Genomic DNA, 20,379 nt, shown 5'->3' on the forward strand with positions numbered 1-20,379 from the left:
GATTCCGTAACGGTCACCGGGCGCCGAAGTTCAGGCCAAAGGTCAGGCGTTGGTGTCGCACTCCTGTGCGCGCAGCGCCCGCGCCAGGTCGTCCCGCGCCTCCAGCACCAGCCGCCGCAGCGCGGGGGCCGCGTCAGCGTGCTCCGCCAGCCACGCGTCCGTCGCCGCCAGCGTCTCCGGGCGGTCCTGGTGGGCCGGGAACAGCCCGTTGACGATGTGCATCGCGATCTGGATCGACCGCTCCCGCCACACCCGCTCCAGCACCGCGAAGTACTTCTCCGCGTACGGCGCCGTCAGCTCCTGCTGGCCCGGCCGGCCGAAGCCGGAAAGGGTCGCCTCCACCAGCGCGTTGGACAGCGCGTCCGACTCCACGACCTGCGCCCACGCCTGCGCCTTGACCGCCGCCGAGGGCCGCGCGGCCAGGCAGCGCACCTGATGCCGCTTGCCCGACGCGGTGTCGTCGCGGGCCAGTTCGGCCGCGAGCACCTCCTCGTCGGCCACCCCGTGCGCGGCGAGCGGCTCCAGGAACGCCCAGCGCAGCTCCTGGTCCACGGTGAGACCTTCGACCGTCTCGGTGCCGTCCAGCAGGTCCTTCACCAGGGCGAGGTCGGCCGTACCGGTCGCGACCGAGGCGAAGAAGCGCGCCCAGGCCAACTGCGCCTCGCTGCCCGGTTCGGCCGACCGCAGCTCCTTCAGCGCGCCCTGCGCCAGCAGCTCGCCGCCCGCCGCCCGCCACTCGGGGGCCGCGTACCGGTCCAGGGCCGTGCCGGCCCAGGCGTGCAGCATCTGGAGCACGCCGATGTCGGACTCCCGGCCCGCGAACCGCAGCACCAGCGCGACGAATTCCCGCGCGGGCAGCAGGCCGTCCCGCGTCATGTTCCACAGCGCCGACCAGCACAGGGCGCAGGCCAGGGGGTCGGCCAGGTCGCCGAGGTGGTCACGGAGGGTGGCGAGCGAGGTCTCGTCGAAACGGATCTTGCAGTAGGTGAGGTCGTCGTCGTTGACCAGGACGAGGTCGGGAGCCTCGGCTCCGGCCAGCTCGGGCAGCACCGTGCGCGGGCCCTCGACGTCCACCTCGACGCTTCGGTACCGCTCCAGCCCGCCTGACTCGCCCAGCCGGTACAGGCCCACCCTCACCCGGTGCGGGCGCAGCTCGGGGTGGGACTCGGGGGCCTCCTGGAGCACGGCCAGCTCGTCGATCCGGCCCTCCTCGTCCAGCAGCACCTGCGGAGTGAAGGAATTGACCCCGGCCGTCTGCAGCCAGGCCGCCGCCCACGCCGTCATGTCCCGGCCGCTGGTCTCCGCGAGCACCGAAAGCAGGTCGCCCAGACGGGTGTTGCCGTAGGCGTGCCGCTTGAAGTAGCGCCGGGCGCCCTCCAGGAAGGCGTCCTGTCCGACGTACGCCACCAGCTGCTTGAGGACGGAGGCGCCCTTGGCGTAGGTGATGCCGTCGAAGTTGAGCTTGGCGTCCTGGAGGTCGCGGATGTCGGCGGTGATGGGGTGCGTGGAGGGGAGCTGGTCCGCGCGGTAGGCCCACGCCTTGCGGCGGTTGGCGAACGTCGTCCAGGCGTCCTTGAAGCGGGTCGCGCCCACGTTGCCGAAGGTGCCCATGAAGTCCGCGAAGGACTCCTTCAGCCACAGGTCGTCCCACCAGACCATGGTGACCAGGTCGCCGAACCACATGTGCGCCATCTCGTGCAGGATCACGTTGGCCCGCGCCTCGTACGACGCCTGGGTGACCTTGCCCCGGAAGATGTACTCCTCCCGGAAGGTGACCAGTCCGGGGTTCTCCATCGCCCCGAGGTTGTACTCCGGCACGAACGCCTGGTCGTACTTCCCGAAGGGGTACGGGTAGTCGAAGTTCTCGTGGAAGAAGTCCAGCCCCTGCTTGGTGATCAGGAAGATGTCGTCGGCGTCGAAGTAGGGCGCCAGGCCCTTGCGGCACATCGCGCCGAGCGGGATCTCCAGCGTGGACCCGTCCGCCAGCACCCGCTCGTAGGAGTCGGTCACATAGTGGTACGGGCCCGCGACCACGCAGGTGATGTACGTGGAGATCGGCTTGGTCTCCGCGAACCGCCAGACGCCGTCGGTGAGTTCACCGGCGCCGTTGCTCCACACCGTCCAGCCCTCGGGCGCGCGGACCTCGAAGCGGAAGGGCGCCTTGAGGTCGGGCTGCTCGAAGCCCGCGAACACCCTCCGGGAGTCGGCCGGTTCGTACTGCGTGTAGAGGTAGACCTCGCCGTCCTCGGGGTCCACGAAGCGATGCATGCCCTCGCCGGTGCGGGAGTAGGCGCACTGGGCGTCCACGATCAGCTCGTTGTCGGCGGCCAGGTCCTCCAGCGCGATCCGGGTGCCGTCGAACACCTCGCCGGGGTCGAGGTCGCGGCCGTTGAGGGAGACCGCGGTCACGCTCGGCGCGATCAGGTCGGCGAAGCTCGTCGCACCCGGCTCGGCGCAGCGGAAGCGGATGGTGGTCACCGAGCGGAAGGTCCGCGGCTCGTCGCCGGACTCGCCCACGGCGGAGCGCAGGTCCAGCGCCACGTCGTACCCGTCGACGGACAGCAGGGCGGCCCGCTCACGGGCCTCGTCACGGGACAGATTCTCACCGGGCACGGGCGGCACTCCCTTGTGGTCGCATGATGTGGGGCACTGAACCAAGATCCTGCCACGCGGCCCTGACCGGCGGCATCGGGGAATTGCGCGGCCGGAGGCGCTGTTGCCGCTGGAAAAGACCTTCTCGCGAGGAGAGAAATGTCCGAGACCGCGACCACGTCGGGCAAGACCCCGGTGGACTTCTGGTTCGACCCGCTCTGCCCCTGGGCCTGGATGACCTCCCGCTGGGTGCTGGAGGTGGAGAAGGTCCGGGACATCGAGGTGCGCTGGCACATCATGAGCCTCGCCGTCCTCAACGAGGACCGCATAGACGAGCTGCCCGAGGAGTACCGGGAGATGCTCGCCACCAAGGCGTGGCAGCCGGTCCGGGTGGTCACCGCCGCCTGGCAGAAGCACGGCGCGGACGTGCTCGGCCCGCTGTACACCGCGCTCGGCACCCGTATCCACAACGAGGGCGAGGGTCCGAGCCGTGAGGCCGTCGTGGCCGCGCTCGACGATGTCGGCCTGCCCGCCTCCCTGATCGAGTACTTCGACCAGACCGACTTCGAGTTCGACGCCGAGCTGCGCGCCTCCCACAAGGAGGGCATCGAGAAGGTCGGCCAGGACGTGGGCACCCCGGTCATCGCGGTCCCCGGCGCGGACGGCGAGCAGATCGCCTTCTTCGGTCCCGTGGTCACTCCGGCCCCCAAGGGCGAGGAGGCGGCCCGGCTGTGGGACGGCACCCTCGCGGTCGCCTCGGTGCCGGGCTTCTACGAGCTGAAGCGCACCCGCACGGCCGGCCCGGACTTCAGCAACCTCTGACCCCCGCGCGAAGAAGCCCCCCGCGAGTCACGTCCTCGCGGGGGGCTTCCTCCATCCGCCCGCCGGGTGAAGGCTGAGAAGACGATCACGAGGCGGGACGCTCGGGGAACTTCAGGGGGGTCCTCAGGGGGCCGGCAGCAGCACGTCCGCGCGGGACTTGGCCGCCGTGTGGCGCCGGGCCACGTCCTGCCAGTTCACGACCTGCCACATCGCCTCGATGAAGTCCACCTTCTGGTTCTTGTACTGCAGGTAGAAGGCGTGCTCCCAGGCGTCGAAGACCAGCACCGGCGTCGAGCCCTGGCCGACGTTGCCCTGGTGGTCGTAGACCTGCTCCACGATCAGCCGGCCGCTCAGCGGCTCGTACGCCAGCACGCCCCAGCCGGAGCCCTGGGTGGTGGCCGACGCCTTGGTCAACTGGGCCTTGAAGGCCGCGAAGGAGCCGAACGACTCCTTGATCGCGTCCGCCAGCTCGCCGACGCCGTCCTGCTCCAGCGGCTCGCCGCCGCCGTCCATCGGGCCGGTCATGTTCTGCCAGTAGATGCTGTGCAGGATGTGGCCGGAGAGGTGGAAGGCGAGGTTCTTCTCCAGCCCGTTCACCGAGCCCCAGGCGTCCCGCTCCCGCGCCTCGGCGAGCTGCTCCAGGGTGTCGTTGGCGCCCTTCACATAGGCCGCGTGGTGCTTGTCGTGGTGCAGCTCGATGATCTCGGGGCTGATGACGGGCGCGAGCGCGGCGTAGTCGTAGGGCAGTTCGGGCAGCGTGTAGACGGACATGGGCGGGTCCCCTCTGAGCCTTATTGCAACTTACTTGCAACTACACGCTAGCAACAAAAGGCTGCTCGGAGGCAAGGGGGTACGAAGAAGGCCCCCACGTGTCGTGCACGTGGGGGCCTTCTTCACGGGGACTCAGTTGCGGGCGCGCCCCCGCTGCCAGACGTAACCGCCCGCCGCCAGCGCCAGGGTCAGGCCGCCGGTGGAGTAGAGCTGGACGCGGGTGTCGGGCTGCCGGGCCATCAGGACCAGGATCACCACCATGCCCAGCAGCGCGGCCCAGGTCAGCCACGGGAACGCCCACATCCGTACGGCGGGCGGCGTGTCACCGGCGCGCTCGGCGCGGCGGCGCAGCAGGAGCTGGGAGGCGCCGACGAACATCCAGACCACCAGGATGACCGCGCCGATCATGTTCAGCAGCCACATGAAGACGTCGTCCGGGCGCCAGTAGCTCAGCAGCACACAGCCGAAGCCGAACACCGACGAGACCAGGACCGCGATACGGGGCACCCCGCCGGACACCTTCGCCAGCACCTTCGGGCCGAGACCCCGCTGGACCAGGGAGTGCAGCATGCGCGAGGAGCCGTAGATGTTGGCGTTCATCGCGGAGAGCAGGGCGGCCAGCACCACGACGTCCATCACGCGGCCGGCGCCGGGGATGCCGAGGGTGTCCAGGGCGGCGACGTACGGGCCGCGCTCCACGACCTCCTTCGAGTCCCACGGGACCAGGGTGACGACGACGGCCATCGAGCCGATGTAGAACAGCGCGATCCGCCACATCGTGGTGCGCACCGCGCTCGCCACGCCCCGCACCGGGTCCTCGGACTCGGCGGCGGCGATGGTGACCGTCTCCAGGCCGCCGTACGCGAACACCGAGGCGAGCAGGCCGAGGACCAGGCCCTCGCCGCCGTTGGGCAGGAAGTCGGTGAGGTGGGAGGTGCCAGGGGAGTGGGTGCCGGGCAGCACCCCCGCGATGGCCAGTACGCCGAGCAGCAGGAACGCGCAGATCGCGGCGACCTTCAGGGCGGCGAACCAGAACTCGAACTCGCCGAAGTTCTTCACCGCGGTCAGGTTGGCGCCGCAGAAGATCAGCATGAACAGCGCGACCCAGGCCCACTGCGGGGTGCCGGGCAGCCAGCCGCTGACGATCTTTCCGGCGCCGATGCCCTCCAGGCCGACCACCGTGCACTGCATGACCCAGAACGACCAGCCGACCGTGAACCCGGCCCACGGTCCGATCGCCCGCTCGGCGTGCGCGGAGAACGAACCCGAGGAGGGGTACGCCGACGACAGCTCGCCCAGCATCCGCATCACCAGCAGGACCAGCAGGCCGGAGAGGGTGTAGGCGACGACGATGGAGGGGCCCGCCGCGGCGATGCCGGCGCCGGAGCCGACGAACAGGCCCGCGCCGATCACCCCGCCCAGGGCGATCATGGAGAGGTGGCGCTGTTTGAGGCCGGAGGAGAGCGGGACGCCCTGCTTCTGCTCCTGGGGCGCTTGCGTGGTGGTGCTGGGCATCGGCGCGGCTCGTCCAGTGCGGTAGGCGGGTAAAAACTCCCCCAGTCTGGGCGAAGCCGGCCGGAGGGTACGGGGGTGTCCGGTATGCGGACGTTCCGCTTACGGAATGCTTGCGTCCGTTTACCGGGCGGCGGGGGCTCGGTGACCGGTGTCACGCCGGTTCCGGTGTAAGCCGCATCCTTTGTGCGAAGCCCACCAAGCCCCTGTTCACGCCTTTGTCGAGCACAGACGGTGATCGGCGGGTGAGCCCCGGTATAGCGTCGCGGTGTTGTTCCCTGCCCTGTCCACAGACCCGCGGAGTCCCCATGAGCACCGCCAGCGTCACCGCTCGGCCCGGCGCCGTCCTCGCCGACCTCCTTCCCTCCCCCAAGCTCTCGGCTTCGCTCGAGCAGGGCGGTGCCCCCACGCGCGTGCGCGACGCCGTCCTCGTGCTGGGCGGTGCGGCGCTCACCGGTCTCGCGGCCCAGATCGCGGTGCCGGTGCCCGGCTCGCCGGTGCCGGTGACGGGGCAGACCTTCGCCGCGCTGCTGGTCGGCACGACGCTCGGCGCCCGCCGCGGCTTCGCCGCCCTCGCGCTGTACGCCGCCGCGGGCCTCGCCGGTGTGCCGTGGTTCGCCCAGGGCGGTTCCGGCACCTCCGTCTCCTTCGGCTACGTCCTCGGCATGCTCCTCGCCGCCGCGGCCGTGGGCGCCCTGGCCCGCCGGGGCGCGGACCGCTCCCCGCTCCGCATGGCCGGCACGATGCTCCTCGGCGAGGCCATCATCTACGCGGTGGGCGTCCCCTACCTGGCCTTCGCCGCCCACATGTCCGCCACGGCGGCCATCGCGGCGGGCCTGACCCCCTTCCTCATCGGCGACGCACTGAAGGCGGCCCTGGCGATGGGCGTCCTCCCCACGGCCTGGAAGCTGACGAACAAGGGCTGACCCACACAGCACAAGGCCCGCCTCCTCCACGCAGAGAGGAGGCGGGCCTTCGCCGTTCCCGACAGGTCCCTCGCCCGCTACCGATCGGCGGAGGGGCCGCCCAGAAACTCCGTCACCGTTGTCGTGAACGCCTCTGGTGCCTCCCGGTGGATCAGATGGCCGACGGGGATCGTGCGCAGCCGGGCGTCCGGGATCAGGCGGGCCAACTCGGTGACGCTCTCCCGGGGGACGTGGCTGCGGGGGCCGCCGGCCAGGACCAGGGTCCTGGCGGTGATGCGACCGAGCGCCGCCGCCCAGTCGGCGGGCGGGGTGTCGATCTGCCGGCGGACGGCGAGCACCATCGCCCAGTCGAAGGGCACCTCCCCGTCCGGCCGCTCCGGTGTCGTCACCGGACGGGGGTACGGCGCACCGACGTCCTCCAGGACCAGCCGGCCCACCCGGCCGGGCCGGGCCGCCGCGACGAGGTACGCCACGATGCCGCCCATCGAGTGCCCGACGAGGTCGGTCCGGTCCAGCCCCAGGGCGTCCAGGAACCCCAGGACGTCGGCGCGCATCAGCTCCAGGGAGTACGTCCCCGGCCGGCCGCTGTCCCCGTGCCCGCGCAGGTCCACCGCGTACACCCGCCGCCCGTGCACCAGCTCCGCGGCCACCGTGTCCCAGTCGCCGCTCACCTCGCCCAGCGCGGGCAGCAGGACCAGCGGTGGACCCTCCGGCGGCCCCCACACCCGGTAGGCGAGCCGCACCCCTCCCACACCGACGAACCGCCGCGTCACCATGCCGGAAGGGTAGAGCCCGACGCGGCGAAGCCCGGTGCCGCGAGGGGATCTCCTCGGGGCACCGGGCTTCGGCGGGCGGGGGTCAGACCGTCGGGACCTTCTCCGGGTCCTCGGTGGCCGGGACCTCCGGCTGGGTCTTCTTCGCCGTCACCGACTGCTTGACGAAGGCGATGATCAGGACGACGGCAGCCACCATCAGGGACAGGAGGACCGTTTCGCGGCCGTCGTGTTCCGTGTCGGTCAGCATGTAGCCGAGGACGAAGACGATGAGGGCGGCCGTGGCCCACGTGAGGTACGGGTAGAGCCACATCTTCACGACGAGCTTCTCCGGCGCCTCCCGCTGGATGATCTTCCGCATCCGCAGCTGCGAGAAGCAGATGACCAGCCACACGAACAGCGCGACAGCGCCGCTGGAGTTGACCAGGAAGAGGAAGACCGAGTCGGGGAACTTGTAGTTGAAGAACACCGCGACGAAGCCGAACAGCACCGAGGACAGGATCGCGGCCATCGGCACACCGCGGGAGTTGGTCTTCGCGAACGCCTTGGGCGCGTCTCCCCGCTCACCGAGCGAGAACGCCATGCGGGACGCGGTGTACAGACCCGAGTTCAGACAGGACAGCACCGAGGTCAGCACGATGAAGTTCATGATCTCACCGGCGTGCGCGATACCCAGCGAGTTCAGCGCGGCGACGTAGGAACCGTCGGTCTTGATCGACGGGTCGTTCCACGGCAGCAGCGAGACGACGACGAGGATCGAGCCGAGGTAGAACACCGCGATGCGCCAGATGATGCTGTTGGTCGACTTGGTGACCGCACGCTGCGGGTTCTCCGACTCACCGGCCGCCAGCGTGGCGATCTCGCTGCCCATGAAGGAGAAGACGACCAGCAGCACACCGGTGAGGATCGCGCCCGGCCCGTGCGGCAGGAAGCCCCCGTGCGCGGTGAGGTTGGACAGGCCCGCCTTGTCGCTGTGGACACCCGGCAGCACCCCGAAGATCGCCAGCGCGCCGACCACGATGAACGCGCCGATCGCGACGACCTTGATACCGGCGAACCAGAACTCGAACTCACCGTAGGAGCCCACCGAGACCAGGTTGGTCGCCGTGAGCACCAGCATCACGATCAGCGCCCAGCCCCACTGCGGGACGGCCGGTATCCAGCCCTCCAGGATCTTCGCGCCGGCCGTCGCCTCGACGGCGAGCACCACGACCCAGAAGAACCAGTACAGCCAGCCGATGGAGAACCCGGCCCAGCGGCCGAGCGCACGGTCGGCGTGCGCGGAGAAGGACCCGGAGGTCGGGTTGGCCGCGGACATCTCGCCCAGCATCCGCATCACGAGGACGACGAGCGTGCCGACGAGGGCGTAGGACAGCAGGATGCCGGGGCCCGCCGTGGCGATCCCCGTACTGGAGCCGACGAAAAGGCCGGCACCGATCACACCACCGATGGCGATCATCGAAAGGTGACGGTTCTTGAGACCTGCTTGCAGCCCGGAACCATGGGACATGGACGGAATTCCTTTGCGCCAGGTGGAGCGGTTCCCGTACGGACGGCGAAAAAGTCGTACGACGTCGTACGGGGCCTCGCACGAGCGGTGTACGAGGCGGTCCAGTGAATCTGAGGGGAACCAATTCGGGAACCTCTGAATCCGGATTGTTACCTGAGGTTCGCTTGAGGTTCTATGGCCCGTCTCACATATCCCCGATCGAACCCGGAGCTGCTGCCCCGAATCGGGCGTGACACACTCGGTGCATGCGCGTGTATCTCGGCTCCGACCATGCGGGCTACGAACTCAAGAACCACCTCGTCGAGTGGCTGAAGGCGGCGGGGCACGAGCCCGTCGACTGCGGGCCGCACATCTACGACGCCCAGGACGACTACCCGCCCTTCTGCCTCCGGGCCGCCGAGCGCACCGTCGCGGACCCCGGCTCCCTCGGCATCGTGATCGGCGGCTCCGGCAACGGCGAGCAGATCGCCGCCAACAAGGTGAAGGGGGTGCGCGCCGCCCTCGCCTGGAGCGAGGAGACCGCCGCGCTCGGCCGCGAGCACAACGACGCCAACGTGATCGCCGTCGGCGCCCGGCAGCACACCGAGGACGAGGCGACCAAGTTCGTCGAGATCTTCCTCAACACCCCCTTCTCCGGCGAGGAGCGCCACGTCCGCCGCATCGACATGCTGACGGAGTACGAGAACACCGGCGACCTCCCGCCCATCCCGGCGCACCACCCCCAGCAGTAACGCGGCACCGCCCCCGCCGTCCGAGACACGGCGGGGGCACTCGCAGACCCAGGAAGGACGCCCGGCCGTGCCAGAAGGGCACACGATCCACCGGCTGGCCAAGGACTACGCCGAGCGCTTCGCCGGCACCGCCCCGCTGGTGACCAGCCCCCAGGGCAAGTTCGCCGACGCCGCCGACCTGCTGACCGGCGCCGGGCTGACCACCACCGACGCCCACGGCAAGCACCTCTTCCTCGGCTTCCGCGACAGCGACTGGGTCCACATCCACCTCGGCCTCTTCGGCAAGGTCGCCTTCGGCCCGGCCCCGGCGCCCCCGCCGGCCGACACCGTCCGGCTCCGCCTCGCCAACGACACCGCGTACGTCGACCTGCGCGGCCCGACCACCTGCGCGCTGATCACCGACAGCGAGAAGAGGGCCGTCCACGCCCGCCTCGGCCCCGACCCGCTGCGCGCCGACGCCGACCCGGCCGCCGCCTGGGAGCGGATCAGGCGCAGCCGCACCTCGATCGCCGCCCTGCTGATGGACCAGAAGGTCGTCGCGGGCGTCGGCAACGTCTACCGCGCCGAGGTCCTCTTCCGGCACGGCATCGACCCCTACCGCGCCGGCCGCGACCTCACCAGGGCCGAGTGGGACGCGATCTGGGCCGACCTGGTGGCCCTGATGCGCGAGGGCGTACGCCTCAACCGCATCGACACCGTCCGCCCCGAGCACACCCCCGAGGCGATGGGCCGCCCGCCCCGCGTCGACGACCACGGCGGCGAGGTATACGTCTACCGCCGGGCCACCCTGCCCTGTCACCTCTGCGGCACCGAGGTCCGGACCGCCGGGCTCGCCGCCCGCAACCTCTTCTGGTGCCCCGCCTGCCAGCTCCGCTGACCTCGTGCGCCCCGTGCGCATCCGTGAACCGGCCGTGCGCCCCGTTATGTCCTGCCAGGAAGCGCAGCCCGCCGCCCGGGAGGGCGGGAAATTTCCGCCGGGTGGCAGCGCGGATGGCCTCACGTGCCGTTCACTGTGTAGTCGGACCGCGTGGTCGAAACGCGAAGTGAGCCCCGCACGGGGGACAAGTGGGACCTCCCGTGCCATGCGGCCGGCTGGATGGATAGGGTCCCGAACTGATGGCAGCAGGACGAGAACGGCGCGCGAAGGCCGAGACGTTCACGGCCCGGTGGAAGATGCAGTGGCACCGGGTCCGCGTCGCGCTGCGCAGAAGCGCGGTCGACTACTTCCGCGGCGACGGCCCCGACTGGATCGCCCTGGTCGGCCTGCTCCTCACCATTCCCGCGCTCATGGCCCTCACACTGGCCAACTCCGTCTGGTGCTCCCCGGCCACCCTGGTCATCCCGATCGTCGCGGGCGGCCTGGTGCTGCGCCCCGCCAGCCTGCTCGGCCTGTACGCCACGGCCGCCGCCGCCCTCATCGTGGAGTCGGTGCGGCTCGGCCCGTACACCGAGGGACCCTCCAGGGTCACCCCCGGCATCGTGCTGGTCGTCGCCGCCTGCGGGTTCTTCGGGCTGCTGACCGCGCAGTTCCGCAGCCGGGTCGGCGTGCCCTGGCGGCGCGGCGGCACCATGCTCTTCGACCTTCGCGAACGCATCCGCGCCCAGAGCGAGTTGCCCAAGCTGCCGAGAGGCTGGCACCAGGAGATGGCGCTGCGCCCGGCGGGCGGCCAGTCCTTCTCCGGTGACTTCGTCGTCGCCGCCCGCACCAACGGCGGCCGCACCCTGGAGGTCGTCCTCACCGACGTCTCCGGCAAGGGCATGGACGCCGGTTCCCGCGCCCTGCTGCTGTCCGGCGCCTTCGGCGGCCTGCTCGGCTCGCTGCCCCCGCACTCCTTCCTGCCCGCCGCCAACGGCTATCTGCTCCGCCAGGACTGGGAGGAGGGCTTCGCCACCTCCATCCACCTGGTGCTCGACCTCGACTCCGGCGACTACGAGCTGTACTCCGCGGGCCACCCGCCGGGCCTCCAGCTCAGCGCGGGCACCGGCCGCTGGGAGGAGAAGGCCGCCGAAGGCCCGCTCCTCGGGGTGTACGACGGGGGGCAGTTCGACTCCACGAAGGGCACCCTGAGGCCCGGAGACGTCCTCATGCTCTTCACCGACGGCCTGGTGGAAGCCTCCGACCGGGACATCGCCGAGGGCATCGACCGCCTCACCGGTGAGGCCGACCGCTATGTCGCCGGCGGCTTCCACGGCGCCGCCTGGCACCTCATCGAGGCCGTCGCCAAGGACGTCAACGACGACCGCGCGCTGCTGCTGATCTGCCGCGAGGCATCCGCGCCCGTCCGCTGAACCCCGGTGCGAGACTGGGCCGATGACTCCGCTCACCCTGGCCCTGGTCGAGGACCTCGCCCGCCGCGCCCACGCCGGCCAGACCGACAAGGCGGGCCGCCCGTACGCCGAACACCTCGCGGCCGTCGCCGAGGGGGTGCGGGTAGGCGGGGGCGACGAGGAGCAGATCGCGGCGGCCTGGCTGCACGACGCCGTCGAGGACGACGCGCTCACCGAGGAGTGGCTCGACGGCGCCGCCCTCACCCCGCGCACCAAGGCCATCGTGCTCGCCCTCACCAAACGCCCCGGCGAGCCGCCCGAGGAGTACGCCCGCCGCATCCTCGCCACGCCGGGCGCCGCCCTGGTCAAGCACGCCGACCTCGCCCACAACGCCGACCCGGCCCGCCTCGCGGTCCTGGACGAGCCGACCCGCACGCGACTGGCCGAGAAGTACACGCGGATGCGCGCGCTTCTCGGCCAGTCGGAACAGGAGTAGGGGAGGGGCGCTACACGCTCGCCTTCTCCCGTACGGGCTGCTGCTGCCCGCCGTGCTGCCGTTCCCGCGCCTGCTGGGCGGGGTCCTGCCTGAACGCCCACTCCATCTTCGGCTCCATCACGCACCGGAACACCCGGCGCACCGGAGCCGTGCAGAGCAGGGTGACGACGGTGACCGCGAAGGCGGTCACCAGCAGCGCGCCGAGCGGGCTGTGCAGCCAGTGGGCGTCGTACCAGCCCTCCCAGCGGGTGTACTTGAGGACGAAGCCGTGCAGCAGATAGCCGCAGATCGTGCCCGCGCCCAGCGAGGTGAACCACATCCGGCGCCCCGGCACCCAGGCCAGGAAGCAGGCCGTCAGCACCACCGAGCAGGCGAACAGGGCCAGCGTCATCAGCGGGCCGGTCCACCACGGGGCGCCCATCTCCTGGGCGGCGTCCCGGCGGTAGAACCAGCCAAAGTCGATGTGCGGCACCACGAGCCACGCGACGGCCAGCGCGCCCGCCACGACCGGCACCGAGGCGACGCGCATCGCCCGCGTCCGCACCATCCGGAAGTGCTCGGGCTTCAGGCACAGCCCCAGCACGAAGCAGGGCAGGAACTGCAACAGCCGCTGGAAGTCCAGGTCGTTGCTGATCGCGGGGGAGACGGTCGCCAGCATGGCGATCACCAGGGCCAGCGGCAGCGGCCACCGCACCACCTTCCACAGCGGGGTCGTCAGCCGCCATACGAACAGCGCCGCCAGGAACCAGGACAGGAAGTAGGGGTCGAGCAGGGTGATGCCCCTCTCGCCGTCCTGGCCGAAGTGGTCACGGAAGAGCGAGTAGGCCGTCTCGAAGACGACGTACGGCACGGCGACACCGGTGATCAGCCGCTTCAGCCGGTCCGGGCGCATGTCGAAACTGCGCGAGAAGTAGCCGGAGATGATGACGAACGCCGGCATGTGGAAGGTGTACACGAATATGTAGAGCGACCGCAGGACGCGGCTGTCCGCGTACAGCGCCTCCCACGAGTGCCCCATCGCCACCAGCACGATCGCCAGATACTTGGCGTTGTCGAAGAACGAGTCGCGCTGCTTCGCGGATCTCTCCGGCACCGGCTGGGCAGCCGGGGGGGTCGGCGCGCGGGTCTGACCGGGGGACGGGGAGGCGTCGAACATCTCAGGCACCCTAGCCTCGCGTGTGTGAGTCCGTAAAACCATCGAGGTCATTCACGTTTATCGGCTCCGGATACCCGGGAAAGCCCCCAACTTGCCTGCGGGATCGGGGTGATGACGGGCACAATAGGATCGTTTATTTGCCCGGCGATGTCCCGATTCATCCCTCATAATTGGGTCATGTCGACCGGCCCCGGCCCAATTCGAATTACCTGCCCCGACGGCCCGCACGGCGATGTGTGGGTATGGAAATGATGTTGGGCAATTACCGTCGCCATCCCCCTGGTGAGGCGCCGAATTGGCGCCTGGAGTGTGTCCCGCGCCGGAACAGCCGACCGGCGATGTGTCACGAGCCGCATACAGAGGGCTGGTTGGTGGCACGATGGTTCTGGCGGAGGTGTGCTGCACGGTGCCTCCAGGCCGGGAGAGCGAACCGACCGAGGGTGTGATCAGTTGTGGCCATTTCACTGTCCGTGGTGCTGCTGTTGGCGATCATCCTGGTGGTGTTGATGCGAGGAGGGAACATCAAGGCCGGCCCGGCCATCGTGGCCATCCTCTTCGGCTTCTTCCTCGCCTCCACCGGGATGGCGCCCTCCATCAGCCGCTTCCTCAACTCGATAGCGGAGATGGTCAACTCCATCAGCTTCTGAGGCCGCGCGAACGACTCAGGGGCCCGGCGCCGCCGTGACGGCAGCCGGGCCCCTGAGTCGTGTGGAGCGGGCGACGGGAATCGAACCCGCGTAGCTAGTTTGGAAGACTAGGGCTCTACCATTGAGCTACGCCCGCGAGAGCGCACCGCGCGTCGGTGACCGCGGCACTGGAGGCATCGTAGCGGAGCCCCCGGCGTGCGGGCGAACCTGGCGGTGCCACGGGGTGCCCCCGGCGCGGCACCCGGTGCCCCGCGCGAGGCGGCGACGCGCCCGGCCGGGGCATGTACCCTACGACTCGCACCAGACGGGGTGTGGCGCAGCTTGGTAGCGCGTCCGCTTTGGGAGCGGAAGGCCGTGGGTTCAAATCCCGCCACCCCGACCACTGGCTCACGGTGTCGTGAAGATCGCCTTTTGGGGCGCTGACCGGCTGCGGTTACTATGCAAGCTGCGCGCCCGTGTGTCCGGCCTCATGGCCTGCTACTCCTCCGGGCGGCTATCCGCCGGGGCTGTCTGGCTCCGGCAGAACCCAAGAAGTCAGCCACAAGGAGACCGAACCGTGAAGAGCGCCGTGGAGACCCTGAACCCGACTCGGGTTCGGCTCACTGTCGAGGTGCCCTTCGAGGAGCTCAAGGACAGCCTCGACGCGGCGTACCAGAAGATCAACCAGCAGGTCACGGTGAAGGGCTTCCGCAAGGGCAAGATCCCGGCCCGCGTCATCGACCAGCGGTTCGGTCGTGGTGCGGTGCTCGAGGAGGCCGTCAACGACGCGCTCCCGAAGTTCTACACCGAGGCGGTCAACGAGGCCGAGCTGACCCCGCTGGGCCAGCCCGAGGTCGACATCACCGAGCTGAAGGACGGCGAGACGCTGAACTTCACCGCCGAGGTCGACATCCGCCCGGCCCTCGAGATCCCGGACTACTCCGGCATCGAGGTCGAGGTCGACGCCATCGAGGTCAGCGACGAGGACGTCGAGAAGTCGGTCGAGCAGCTCCGTGAGCGCTTCGCCTCGACCTCCCCGGTCGAGCGTGCCGCCGAGGACGGCGACGTCGTGACGATCGACCTGGAGGCCAAGGTCGACGGCGAGGTGCTGGAGGACGGCGTCGCCAGCGGCGTGTCCTACACCATCGGTTCCGGCGAGCTGCTCGACGGCATCGACGAGGCCGTCAAGGGCCTGTCCGCCGGTGAGGAGGCCACCTTCACCTCCGAGCTGAAGGGCGGCTCCGCCGCCGGCCGCGAGGCCGAGGTCACCGTCAAGGTCACCCAGGTCGCCGCCCGCGAACTGCCCGAGCTGGACGACGACTTCGCGCAGCTCGCGTCCGAGTTCGACACCCTGGACGAGCTGAAGGCGGACAGCACCAAGCGGCTGGCCAGCATGAAGCAGTACGACCAGGCCACCCAGGCCCAGGAGCGCGTGCTCGACAAGCTCCTCGAGCTGGTCGAGGTCCCCGTCCCCGAGAAGCTCCTCGAGGACGAGGTCAACACCCGCAAGCACAACCTGGAGCACCACCAGCTCGGCCAGATGGGTCTGACCCTCGACAAGTACCTGGAGATCCAGGGCAAGACCGCCGAGGAGTTCGAGACCGAGACCCGTGAGGCCGCGGTCAAGGGCATCAAGACCCAGTTCGTCCTCGACGAGCTGGTGAAGAAGGAGAACCTGGGCGTCAACCAGGAGGAGCTCACCGAGCACCTCATGCGCCGCGCCGCCTCCTCCGGCATGTCCCCCGACCAGTTCGCCCAGGCCGTCGTCGAGGGCGGCCAGGTTCCGCTGCTCGTCGGCGAGGTCGCCCGCGGCAAGGCCCTGGCCGTCGTGGTCGAGGCCGCCACCGTCAAGGACACCAACGGCGAGATCGTCGACCTGGACGACGAGGACGAGGAGACCGAGGAGACCACCGAGGTCACCGAGGCCACCGAGACCGCCGACGAGAAGACCGAGGGCTGACCCCGAGGTACGTCCGTTCGACAGCAGGCCCCCGGAAGCGAGTCTTCCGGGGGCCTGCTGCATCACCACACAGCACTACGCCCCCGGCGAACACCTGCTTCCACGGGATTCACCGGGGGGACCAGAGCGTTAGGGTCCATGAATACGGGGGGCAGGGGAGTCAGCCGACCCCGCCAAGCCCCCGGCAGGACGACGTGAGACGGCCCGGCGCCGTCGTAAGACGAGCAGGTGGATACGTGACGAATCTGATGCCTACCGCCGCCGGCGAGCCCTCCATCGGTGGTGGCCTCGGCGACCAGGTCTACAACCGGCTGCTGGGCGAGCGGATCATCTTCCTCGGCCAGCAGGTCGACGACGACATCGCCAACAAGATCACCGCCCAGTTGCTCCTCCTCGCCGCCGACCCCGAGAAGGACATCTACCTCTACATCAACAGCCCCGGCGGGTCGGTGACGGCCGGCATGGCGATCTACGACACCATGCAGTACATCCCGAACGACGTGGTCACCATCGCCATGGGCATGGCCGCCTCGATGGGCCAGTTCCTGCTCACCGGCGGCGCCCCCGGCAAGCGCTTCGCGCTGCCGCACGCGGACATCATGATGCACCAGGGCTCCGCGGGCCTCGGCGGTACGGTCTCGGACATCAAGATCCAGGCCGAGTACCTGCTGCGTACGAAGAAGCGCATGTCCGAGCTGACCGCCCAGCACTCCGGCCAGACCGTGGAGGCGATCATCCGCGACGGCGACCGCGACCGCTGGTTCACCCCGGAGGAGGCCAAGGAGTACGGTCTCATCGACGAGATCATCACGCACGCCTCGGGTGTCCCGGGAGGCGGCGGCACCGGCGCCTGACCGGCCACCCCGCACGCACGCCACCGACAGCTCCCAGCACGCCACCAGGACGGTGAACACCCCATGAGCAACTTCCCCGGCGCCGCCAGCGGCATGTACGAGGGCCCCCGCCCCGACAGCCGTTACATCATCCCGCGCTTCGTCGAGCGCACTTCCCAGGGCGTCCGCGAGTACGACCCGTACGCGAAGCTCTTCGAGGAGCGCGTGATCTTCCTGGGCGTCCAGATCGACGACGCCTCGGCCAACGACGTCATGGCGCAGCTGCTGTGCCTGGAGTCGATGGACCCCGACCGGGACATCTCGATCTACATCAACAGCCCCGGCGGTGACATGACGGCCCTCACGGCCATCTACGACACCATGCAGTTCGTGAAGCCGGACATCCAGACGGTGTGCATGGGCCAGGCCGCCTCGGCCGCGGCCATCCTGCTCGCCGCCGGCACCCCCGGCAAGCGCATGGCGCTGCCGAACTCGCGCGTGCTGATCCACCAGCCGGCGGGCTCCACCGGGCGCGGTCAGCTCTCCGACCTGGAGATCATCGCCAAGGAGTTCACCCGGATGCGTGAGCAGCTCGAGGACATGCTCGCGAAGCACTCGAACCAGCCGCTGGACAAGATCCGCGAGGACATCGAGCGCGACAAGATCCTCACGGCCGAGGAGGCGCTCCAGTACGGCCTCGTCGACCAGATCATCTCCACCCGCAAGATGAACAACGAAGCGGTCCGCTGACCGAGGTTGCGCACTTCCGGGCCCTCTTGGCAGGGTGCACGTCAAAGTGAACCCTGCCAAGGGGGGCCCGAACACGGGGCCCGGCAAGGTACCGTCGACATAAGGCAGCACCAGGAGTCGTTGGACCCGTTCCGTGTCCAGTCGTCTCCCAGGCGAAGGGGAAGCACACCGTGGCACGCATCGGTGACGGCGGCGATCTGCTCAAGTGCTCGTTCTGCGGCAAGAGCCAGAAGCAGGTCAAGAAGCTCATCGCAGGTCCCGGTGTGTACATCTGCGACGAATGCATCGATCTCTGCAACGAGATCATCGAGGAAGAGCTCGCGGAGACCAGCGAGGTGCGCTGGGAGGAACTCCCCAAGCCCCGCGAGATCTACGAGTTCCTCGAGAGCTATGTGGTCGGCCAGGAAGCGGCCAAGAAGGCCCTCTCCGTCGCGGTGTACAACCACTACAAGCGCGTCCAGGCCGGGGAGAACGGCGGCGGCCAGGGCCGTGAGGACGCCATCGAGCTGGCCAAGTCCAACATCCTCCTGCTCGGCCCCACCGGCTCCGGCAAGACGCTGCTGGCCCAGACCCTGGCCCGCATGCTCAACGTCCCCTTCGCCATCGCGGACGCCACGGCGCTGACCGAGGCGGGCTATGTCGGCGAGGACGTCGAGAACATCCTGCTGAAGCTCATCCAGGCCGCCGACTACGACGTCAAGAAGGCCGAGACGGGCATCATCTACATCGACGAGATCGACAAGGTCGCCCGGAAGAGCGAAAACCCGTCGATCACCCGCGATGTGAGCGGCGAGGGCGTCCAGCAGGCGCTGCTGAAGATCCTGGAGGGCACCACCGCATCGGTGCCGCCGCAGGGCGGACGCAAGCACCCCCACCAGGAGTTCATCCAGATCGACACGACGAACGTGCTGTTCATCGTGGGCGGTGCCTTCGCCGGCCTGGAGAAGATCATCGAGGCGCGGGCGGGGGCCAAGGGCATCGGCTTCGGCGCCACCATCCGCTCCAAGCGCGAGCTGGCGGCCAAGGACATCTTCGAGGACATCATGCCGGAGGACCTGGTGAAGTTCGGGATGATCCCCGAGTTCATCGGCCGTCTCCCGGTCATCACCTCGGTCCACAACCTCGACCGCGAGGCCCTGCTCAAGATCCTGGTCGAGCCGCGCAACGCCCTGGTCAAGCAGTACCAGCGCCTCTTCGAACTCGACGGTGTGGAGCTGGACTTCGAGCGCGAGGCGCTGGAGGCCATCGCGGACCAGGCCATCCTCCGCCAGACCGGCGCGCGCGGCCTGCGCGCCATCATGGAGGAGGTCCTGATGTCGGTGATGTACGAGGTGCCGTCCCGCAAGGACGTGGCCCGCGTGGTCATCACGGCCGACGTGGTGCACTCCAACGTCAACCCGACGCTGATCCCGAGGGACTCCCGCGGGCGCGGCCAGGGCGAGCAGAAGACCGCGTAACCCGCAGAGCAGCGAGAAGGGCCCCGGCCGACCGGCCGGGGCCCTTCTCGCTGCTCTGCGCCTCACGCCTTGACGCGTACCGCCGAGCGGAACTTCGCGGTCAGCTCCGCGTCCTGCGCCGGGTCGCTGCTGCGGCCCGCCGCCAGGGTGGCGATGTCCATCGGCATCACGAAACCGACGGTGCTGTGGTCGCCCCACACGCAGAAGGAGAACGTCATCTCCTTGGGCACGCCCTCGCCGCTGCCCGAGGTGTCGCCCTTGGCCTGCTGGCACTTGAGGACCGCGTCCCCCAGCGCCTCCGGCTCGTACCGCTTCGGCTCACCGATCAGCTCGTACTTGTGCTCGGCGTCCTTGCTGCTCTGGTCCTTCATGTAGGCGAACAGCCCGTCGACGGTCTTCTCCGGGTCGGCGATCCTGCCGTACACCCCGCCGAACTCGATGACCTTCTTGCTCAGCGGGTTGTCCACGTTCCCGGCCGCGTACTCGGCGCTGACGTCCTTCGGGTCCTCGACGCCCCAGTTCTCGGCGTCCTTCAGGTCGTCCTTGGTCATCGCGCCGTTGTCGCTCTTGCCCTTCTTGTACTCCGAGAGCACCGTCGAGGGCGTGACGAGCTTGTGCGCGCCGTCGTCGGCGACATCGCCCCCACCACTGCCGCCGGCGAGGAAGTAGACACCCACCGCCACCGCGGCCACCACGGCCACCGCGCCGATGATCAGCCCGTTCCGCCTGGAGTTGTTGCGCCCCTGCACCGGCGGCTGCGGGGAGCCGTAGGGGGCCTGCCCGTAGGGGGCCTGCGGAGGCTGGCCGTGCGGGGGCTGCTGCCCGTAGGGGTTCTGCTGGGGCTGGGCGTACGGGCCCGGCTGCTGGGGCACGCCCTGCTGCTGCGGGTACCCGTAGGGGGCCTGCGGCGGAGCCGGGGGACCGGGCGGGGGCGGCGGGGACTGCGGGTAGCCGTAGCCCGGCCGGGGCGCCTGCGGGGGCGGGCCGTACGGTCCGGGGTTGCCGTAGGGGCCCGGCTGGGCCGGGGGCTGCTGCCCGTAGGGGCCGGGCTGACCAGCCTGACCGTAAGGACCCGGCTGCGGGGGCTGTCCGCCGTACGGGCCCGGCTGGTTGCTGCTCATGGCTGGGTTCCCCTCCAGATGTTCAGGTGTTGCCGCCATCCTTGCCCAGCGGCGGAGAACAGGTGGCACCGGGGG

18 protein-coding genes and 2 tRNA genes are annotated in these 20,379 nt (G+C 69.8%); 12 read left to right on the forward strand and 8 right to left on the reverse strand.

Annotated features, from left to right (window positions below):
* Positions 1-42: 42 nt before the first annotated feature.
* The gene (gene pepN, locus E5082_RS28235) at positions 43-2,613 is read right to left on the reverse strand and encodes an aminopeptidase N (protein WP_135794085.1); all 2,571 of its coding nucleotides are present in this window, start codon (positions 2,611-2,613) and stop codon (positions 43-45) included.
* A gap of 138 nt (positions 2,614-2,751) precedes the next feature.
* Between pepN and E5082_RS28240 the strand changes: the two genes are divergently transcribed.
* On the forward strand, positions 2,752-3,414 hold the full coding sequence (locus E5082_RS28240) for a mycothiol-dependent nitroreductase Rv2466c family protein (RefSeq protein ID WP_135794086.1): 663 nt from the start codon (positions 2,752-2,754) through the stop codon (positions 3,412-3,414).
* Between the two features lie 123 nt (positions 3,415-3,537).
* Here E5082_RS28240 and E5082_RS28245 read toward each other — a convergent pair whose 3' ends face one another.
* Together E5082_RS28245 and E5082_RS28250 are read right to left on the reverse strand one after the other, a co-directional pair.
* Positions 3,538-4,185, reverse strand: a complete 648-nt coding sequence (locus E5082_RS28245; RefSeq protein WP_135794087.1) for a superoxide dismutase — start codon at positions 4,183-4,185, stop codon at positions 3,538-3,540.
* Between the two features lie 132 nt (positions 4,186-4,317).
* Positions 4,318-5,700 (reverse strand): amino acid permease, encoded by a 1,383-nt coding sequence (locus E5082_RS28250; protein ID WP_135794088.1) that lies wholly within the window; start codon positions 5,698-5,700, stop codon positions 4,318-4,320.
* A gap of 305 nt (positions 5,701-6,005) precedes the next feature.
* Between E5082_RS28250 and E5082_RS28255 the strand changes: the two genes are divergently transcribed.
* Positions 6,006-6,623, forward strand: coding sequence for a biotin transporter BioY (locus E5082_RS28255; protein WP_086692293.1), 618 nt, complete (start codon positions 6,006-6,008; stop codon positions 6,621-6,623).
* Between the two features lie 77 nt (positions 6,624-6,700).
* Here the strand turns inward: E5082_RS28255 and E5082_RS28260 are convergent, their stop codons facing one another.
* Positions 6,701-7,399, reverse strand: coding sequence for an alpha/beta fold hydrolase (locus E5082_RS28260; RefSeq protein WP_135794089.1), 699 nt, complete (start codon positions 7,397-7,399; stop codon positions 6,701-6,703).
* A gap of 82 nt (positions 7,400-7,481) precedes the next feature.
* Positions 7,482-8,906 (reverse strand): amino acid permease, encoded by a 1,425-nt coding sequence (locus E5082_RS28265; protein ID WP_229918691.1) that lies wholly within the window; start codon positions 8,904-8,906, stop codon positions 7,482-7,484.
* Positions 8,907-9,151: 245 nt separating this feature from the next.
* Between E5082_RS28265 and E5082_RS28270 the strand changes: the two genes are divergently transcribed.
* From E5082_RS28270 to E5082_RS28285, 4 genes are all read left to right on the forward strand, one after another.
* On the forward strand, positions 9,152-9,637 hold the full coding sequence (locus E5082_RS28270; RefSeq protein ID WP_135794090.1) for a ribose-5-phosphate isomerase: 486 nt from the start codon (positions 9,152-9,154) through the stop codon (positions 9,635-9,637).
* A 67-nt stretch (positions 9,638-9,704) separates the two neighbouring features.
* Complete coding sequence (locus E5082_RS28275) at positions 9,705-10,514, forward strand: Fpg/Nei family DNA glycosylase (RefSeq protein ID WP_135794091.1); 810 nt, start codon at positions 9,705-9,707, stop codon at positions 10,512-10,514.
* 239 nt (positions 10,515-10,753) lie between these two features.
* Entirely contained in the window at positions 10,754-11,926 is a 1,173-nt protein-coding gene (locus E5082_RS28280) for a PP2C family protein-serine/threonine phosphatase (RefSeq protein WP_135794092.1), read from the forward strand.
* Positions 11,927-11,948: 22 nt separating this feature from the next.
* Positions 11,949-12,401 carry an HD domain-containing protein gene (locus tag E5082_RS28285; RefSeq protein WP_135794093.1) on the forward strand — a complete coding sequence of 151 codons (453 nt, stop codon included), beginning with the start codon at positions 11,949-11,951 and terminating at the stop codon, positions 12,399-12,401.
* A 10-nt stretch (positions 12,402-12,411) separates the two neighbouring features.
* On the opposite strand, the gene E5082_RS28290 is transcribed toward E5082_RS28285, so the two are convergent.
* Entirely contained in the window at positions 12,412-13,557 is a 1,146-nt protein-coding gene (locus E5082_RS28290) for an acyltransferase family protein (protein WP_229918690.1), read from the reverse strand.
* A 452-nt stretch (positions 13,558-14,009) separates the two neighbouring features.
* Here E5082_RS28290 and E5082_RS28295 point away from each other — a divergent pair, with 452 nt between their 5' ends.
* Positions 14,010-14,204 carry a hypothetical protein gene (locus E5082_RS28295; RefSeq protein WP_030814126.1) on the forward strand — a complete coding sequence of 65 codons (195 nt, stop codon included), beginning with the start codon at positions 14,010-14,012 and terminating at the stop codon, positions 14,202-14,204.
* Positions 14,205-14,266: 62 nt separating this feature from the next.
* On the opposite strand, the gene E5082_RS28300 is transcribed toward E5082_RS28295, so the two are convergent.
* Positions 14,267-14,340, reverse strand: a tRNA-Gly gene (locus E5082_RS28300).
* A 169-nt stretch (positions 14,341-14,509) separates the two neighbouring features.
* Between E5082_RS28300 and E5082_RS28305 the strand changes: the two genes are divergently transcribed.
* The 5 genes from E5082_RS28305 to clpX all read left to right on the forward strand — a co-directional run bounded on the left by E5082_RS28305 (position 14,510) and on the right by clpX (position 19,183).
* Positions 14,510-14,586 (forward strand) — tRNA-Pro (locus E5082_RS28305).
* 174 nt (positions 14,587-14,760) lie between these two features.
* The gene (gene tig, locus E5082_RS28310; RefSeq protein WP_135794095.1) at positions 14,761-16,143 is read left to right on the forward strand and encodes a trigger factor; all 1,383 of its coding nucleotides are present in this window, start codon (positions 14,761-14,763) and stop codon (positions 16,141-16,143) included.
* 236 nt (positions 16,144-16,379) lie between these two features.
* A complete protein-coding gene (locus E5082_RS28315; protein ID WP_135794096.1) occupies positions 16,380-16,997 on the forward strand; it encodes an ATP-dependent Clp protease proteolytic subunit in 618 nt (205 codons plus the stop codon).
* A gap of 63 nt (positions 16,998-17,060) precedes the next feature.
* A complete protein-coding gene (locus tag E5082_RS28320; protein ID WP_086692312.1) occupies positions 17,061-17,726 on the forward strand; it encodes an ATP-dependent Clp protease proteolytic subunit in 666 nt (221 codons plus the stop codon).
* A gap of 170 nt (positions 17,727-17,896) precedes the next feature.
* The gene (gene clpX, locus E5082_RS28325; RefSeq protein WP_086692315.1) at positions 17,897-19,183 is read left to right on the forward strand and encodes an ATP-dependent Clp protease ATP-binding subunit ClpX; all 1,287 of its coding nucleotides are present in this window, start codon (positions 17,897-17,899) and stop codon (positions 19,181-19,183) included.
* A 62-nt stretch (positions 19,184-19,245) separates the two neighbouring features.
* On the opposite strand, the gene E5082_RS28330 is transcribed toward clpX, so the two are convergent.
* Positions 19,246-20,304, reverse strand: a complete 1,059-nt coding sequence (locus E5082_RS28330; RefSeq protein WP_135794097.1) for a hypothetical protein — start codon at positions 20,302-20,304, stop codon at positions 19,246-19,248.
* Positions 20,305-20,379: the final 75 nt, after the last annotated feature.

Origin of the sequence: Streptomyces griseoluteus (assembly GCF_004784465.1) — a bacterium.
In the GTDB taxonomy this organism is placed as follows: domain Bacteria; phylum Actinomycetota; class Actinomycetes; order Streptomycetales; family Streptomycetaceae; genus Streptomyces; species Streptomyces griseoluteus.

Excerpts from the sequence above, each read along its gene's own strand:
- E5082_RS28240 (WP_135794086.1), top strand. The coding sequence starts at position 2,752 with ATGTCCGAGACCGCGACCACGTCGGGCAAGACCCCGGTGGACTTCTGG.
- E5082_RS28245 (WP_135794087.1), bottom strand. The coding sequence starts at position 4,185 with ATGTCCGTCTACACGCTGCCCGAACTGCCCTACGACTACGCCGCGCTC.
- E5082_RS28250 (WP_135794088.1), bottom strand. The coding sequence starts at position 5,700 with ATGCCCAGCACCACCACGCAAGCGCCCCAGGAGCAGAAGCAGGGCGTC.
- E5082_RS28255 (WP_086692293.1), top strand. The coding sequence starts at position 6,006 with ATGAGCACCGCCAGCGTCACCGCTCGGCCCGGCGCCGTCCTCGCCGAC.
- E5082_RS28260 (WP_135794089.1), bottom strand. The coding sequence starts at position 7,399 with ATGGTGACGCGGCGGTTCGTCGGTGTGGGAGGGGTGCGGCTCGCCTAC.
- E5082_RS28265 (WP_229918691.1), bottom strand. The coding sequence starts at position 8,906 with ATGTCCCATGGTTCCGGGCTGCAAGCAGGTCTCAAGAACCGTCACCTT.
- E5082_RS28270 (WP_135794090.1), top strand. The coding sequence starts at position 9,152 with ATGCGCGTGTATCTCGGCTCCGACCATGCGGGCTACGAACTCAAGAAC.
- E5082_RS28280 (WP_135794092.1), top strand. The coding sequence starts at position 10,754 with ATGGCAGCAGGACGAGAACGGCGCGCGAAGGCCGAGACGTTCACGGCC.
- E5082_RS28285 (WP_135794093.1), top strand. The coding sequence starts at position 11,949 with ATGACTCCGCTCACCCTGGCCCTGGTCGAGGACCTCGCCCGCCGCGCC.
- E5082_RS28290 (WP_229918690.1), bottom strand. The coding sequence starts at position 13,557 with ATGTTCGACGCCTCCCCGTCCCCCGGTCAGACCCGCGCGCCGACCCCC.
- E5082_RS28320 (WP_086692312.1), top strand. The coding sequence starts at position 17,061 with ATGAGCAACTTCCCCGGCGCCGCCAGCGGCATGTACGAGGGCCCCCGC.
- E5082_RS28330 (WP_135794097.1), bottom strand. The coding sequence starts at position 20,304 with ATGAGCAGCAACCAGCCGGGCCCGTACGGCGGACAGCCCCCGCAGCCG.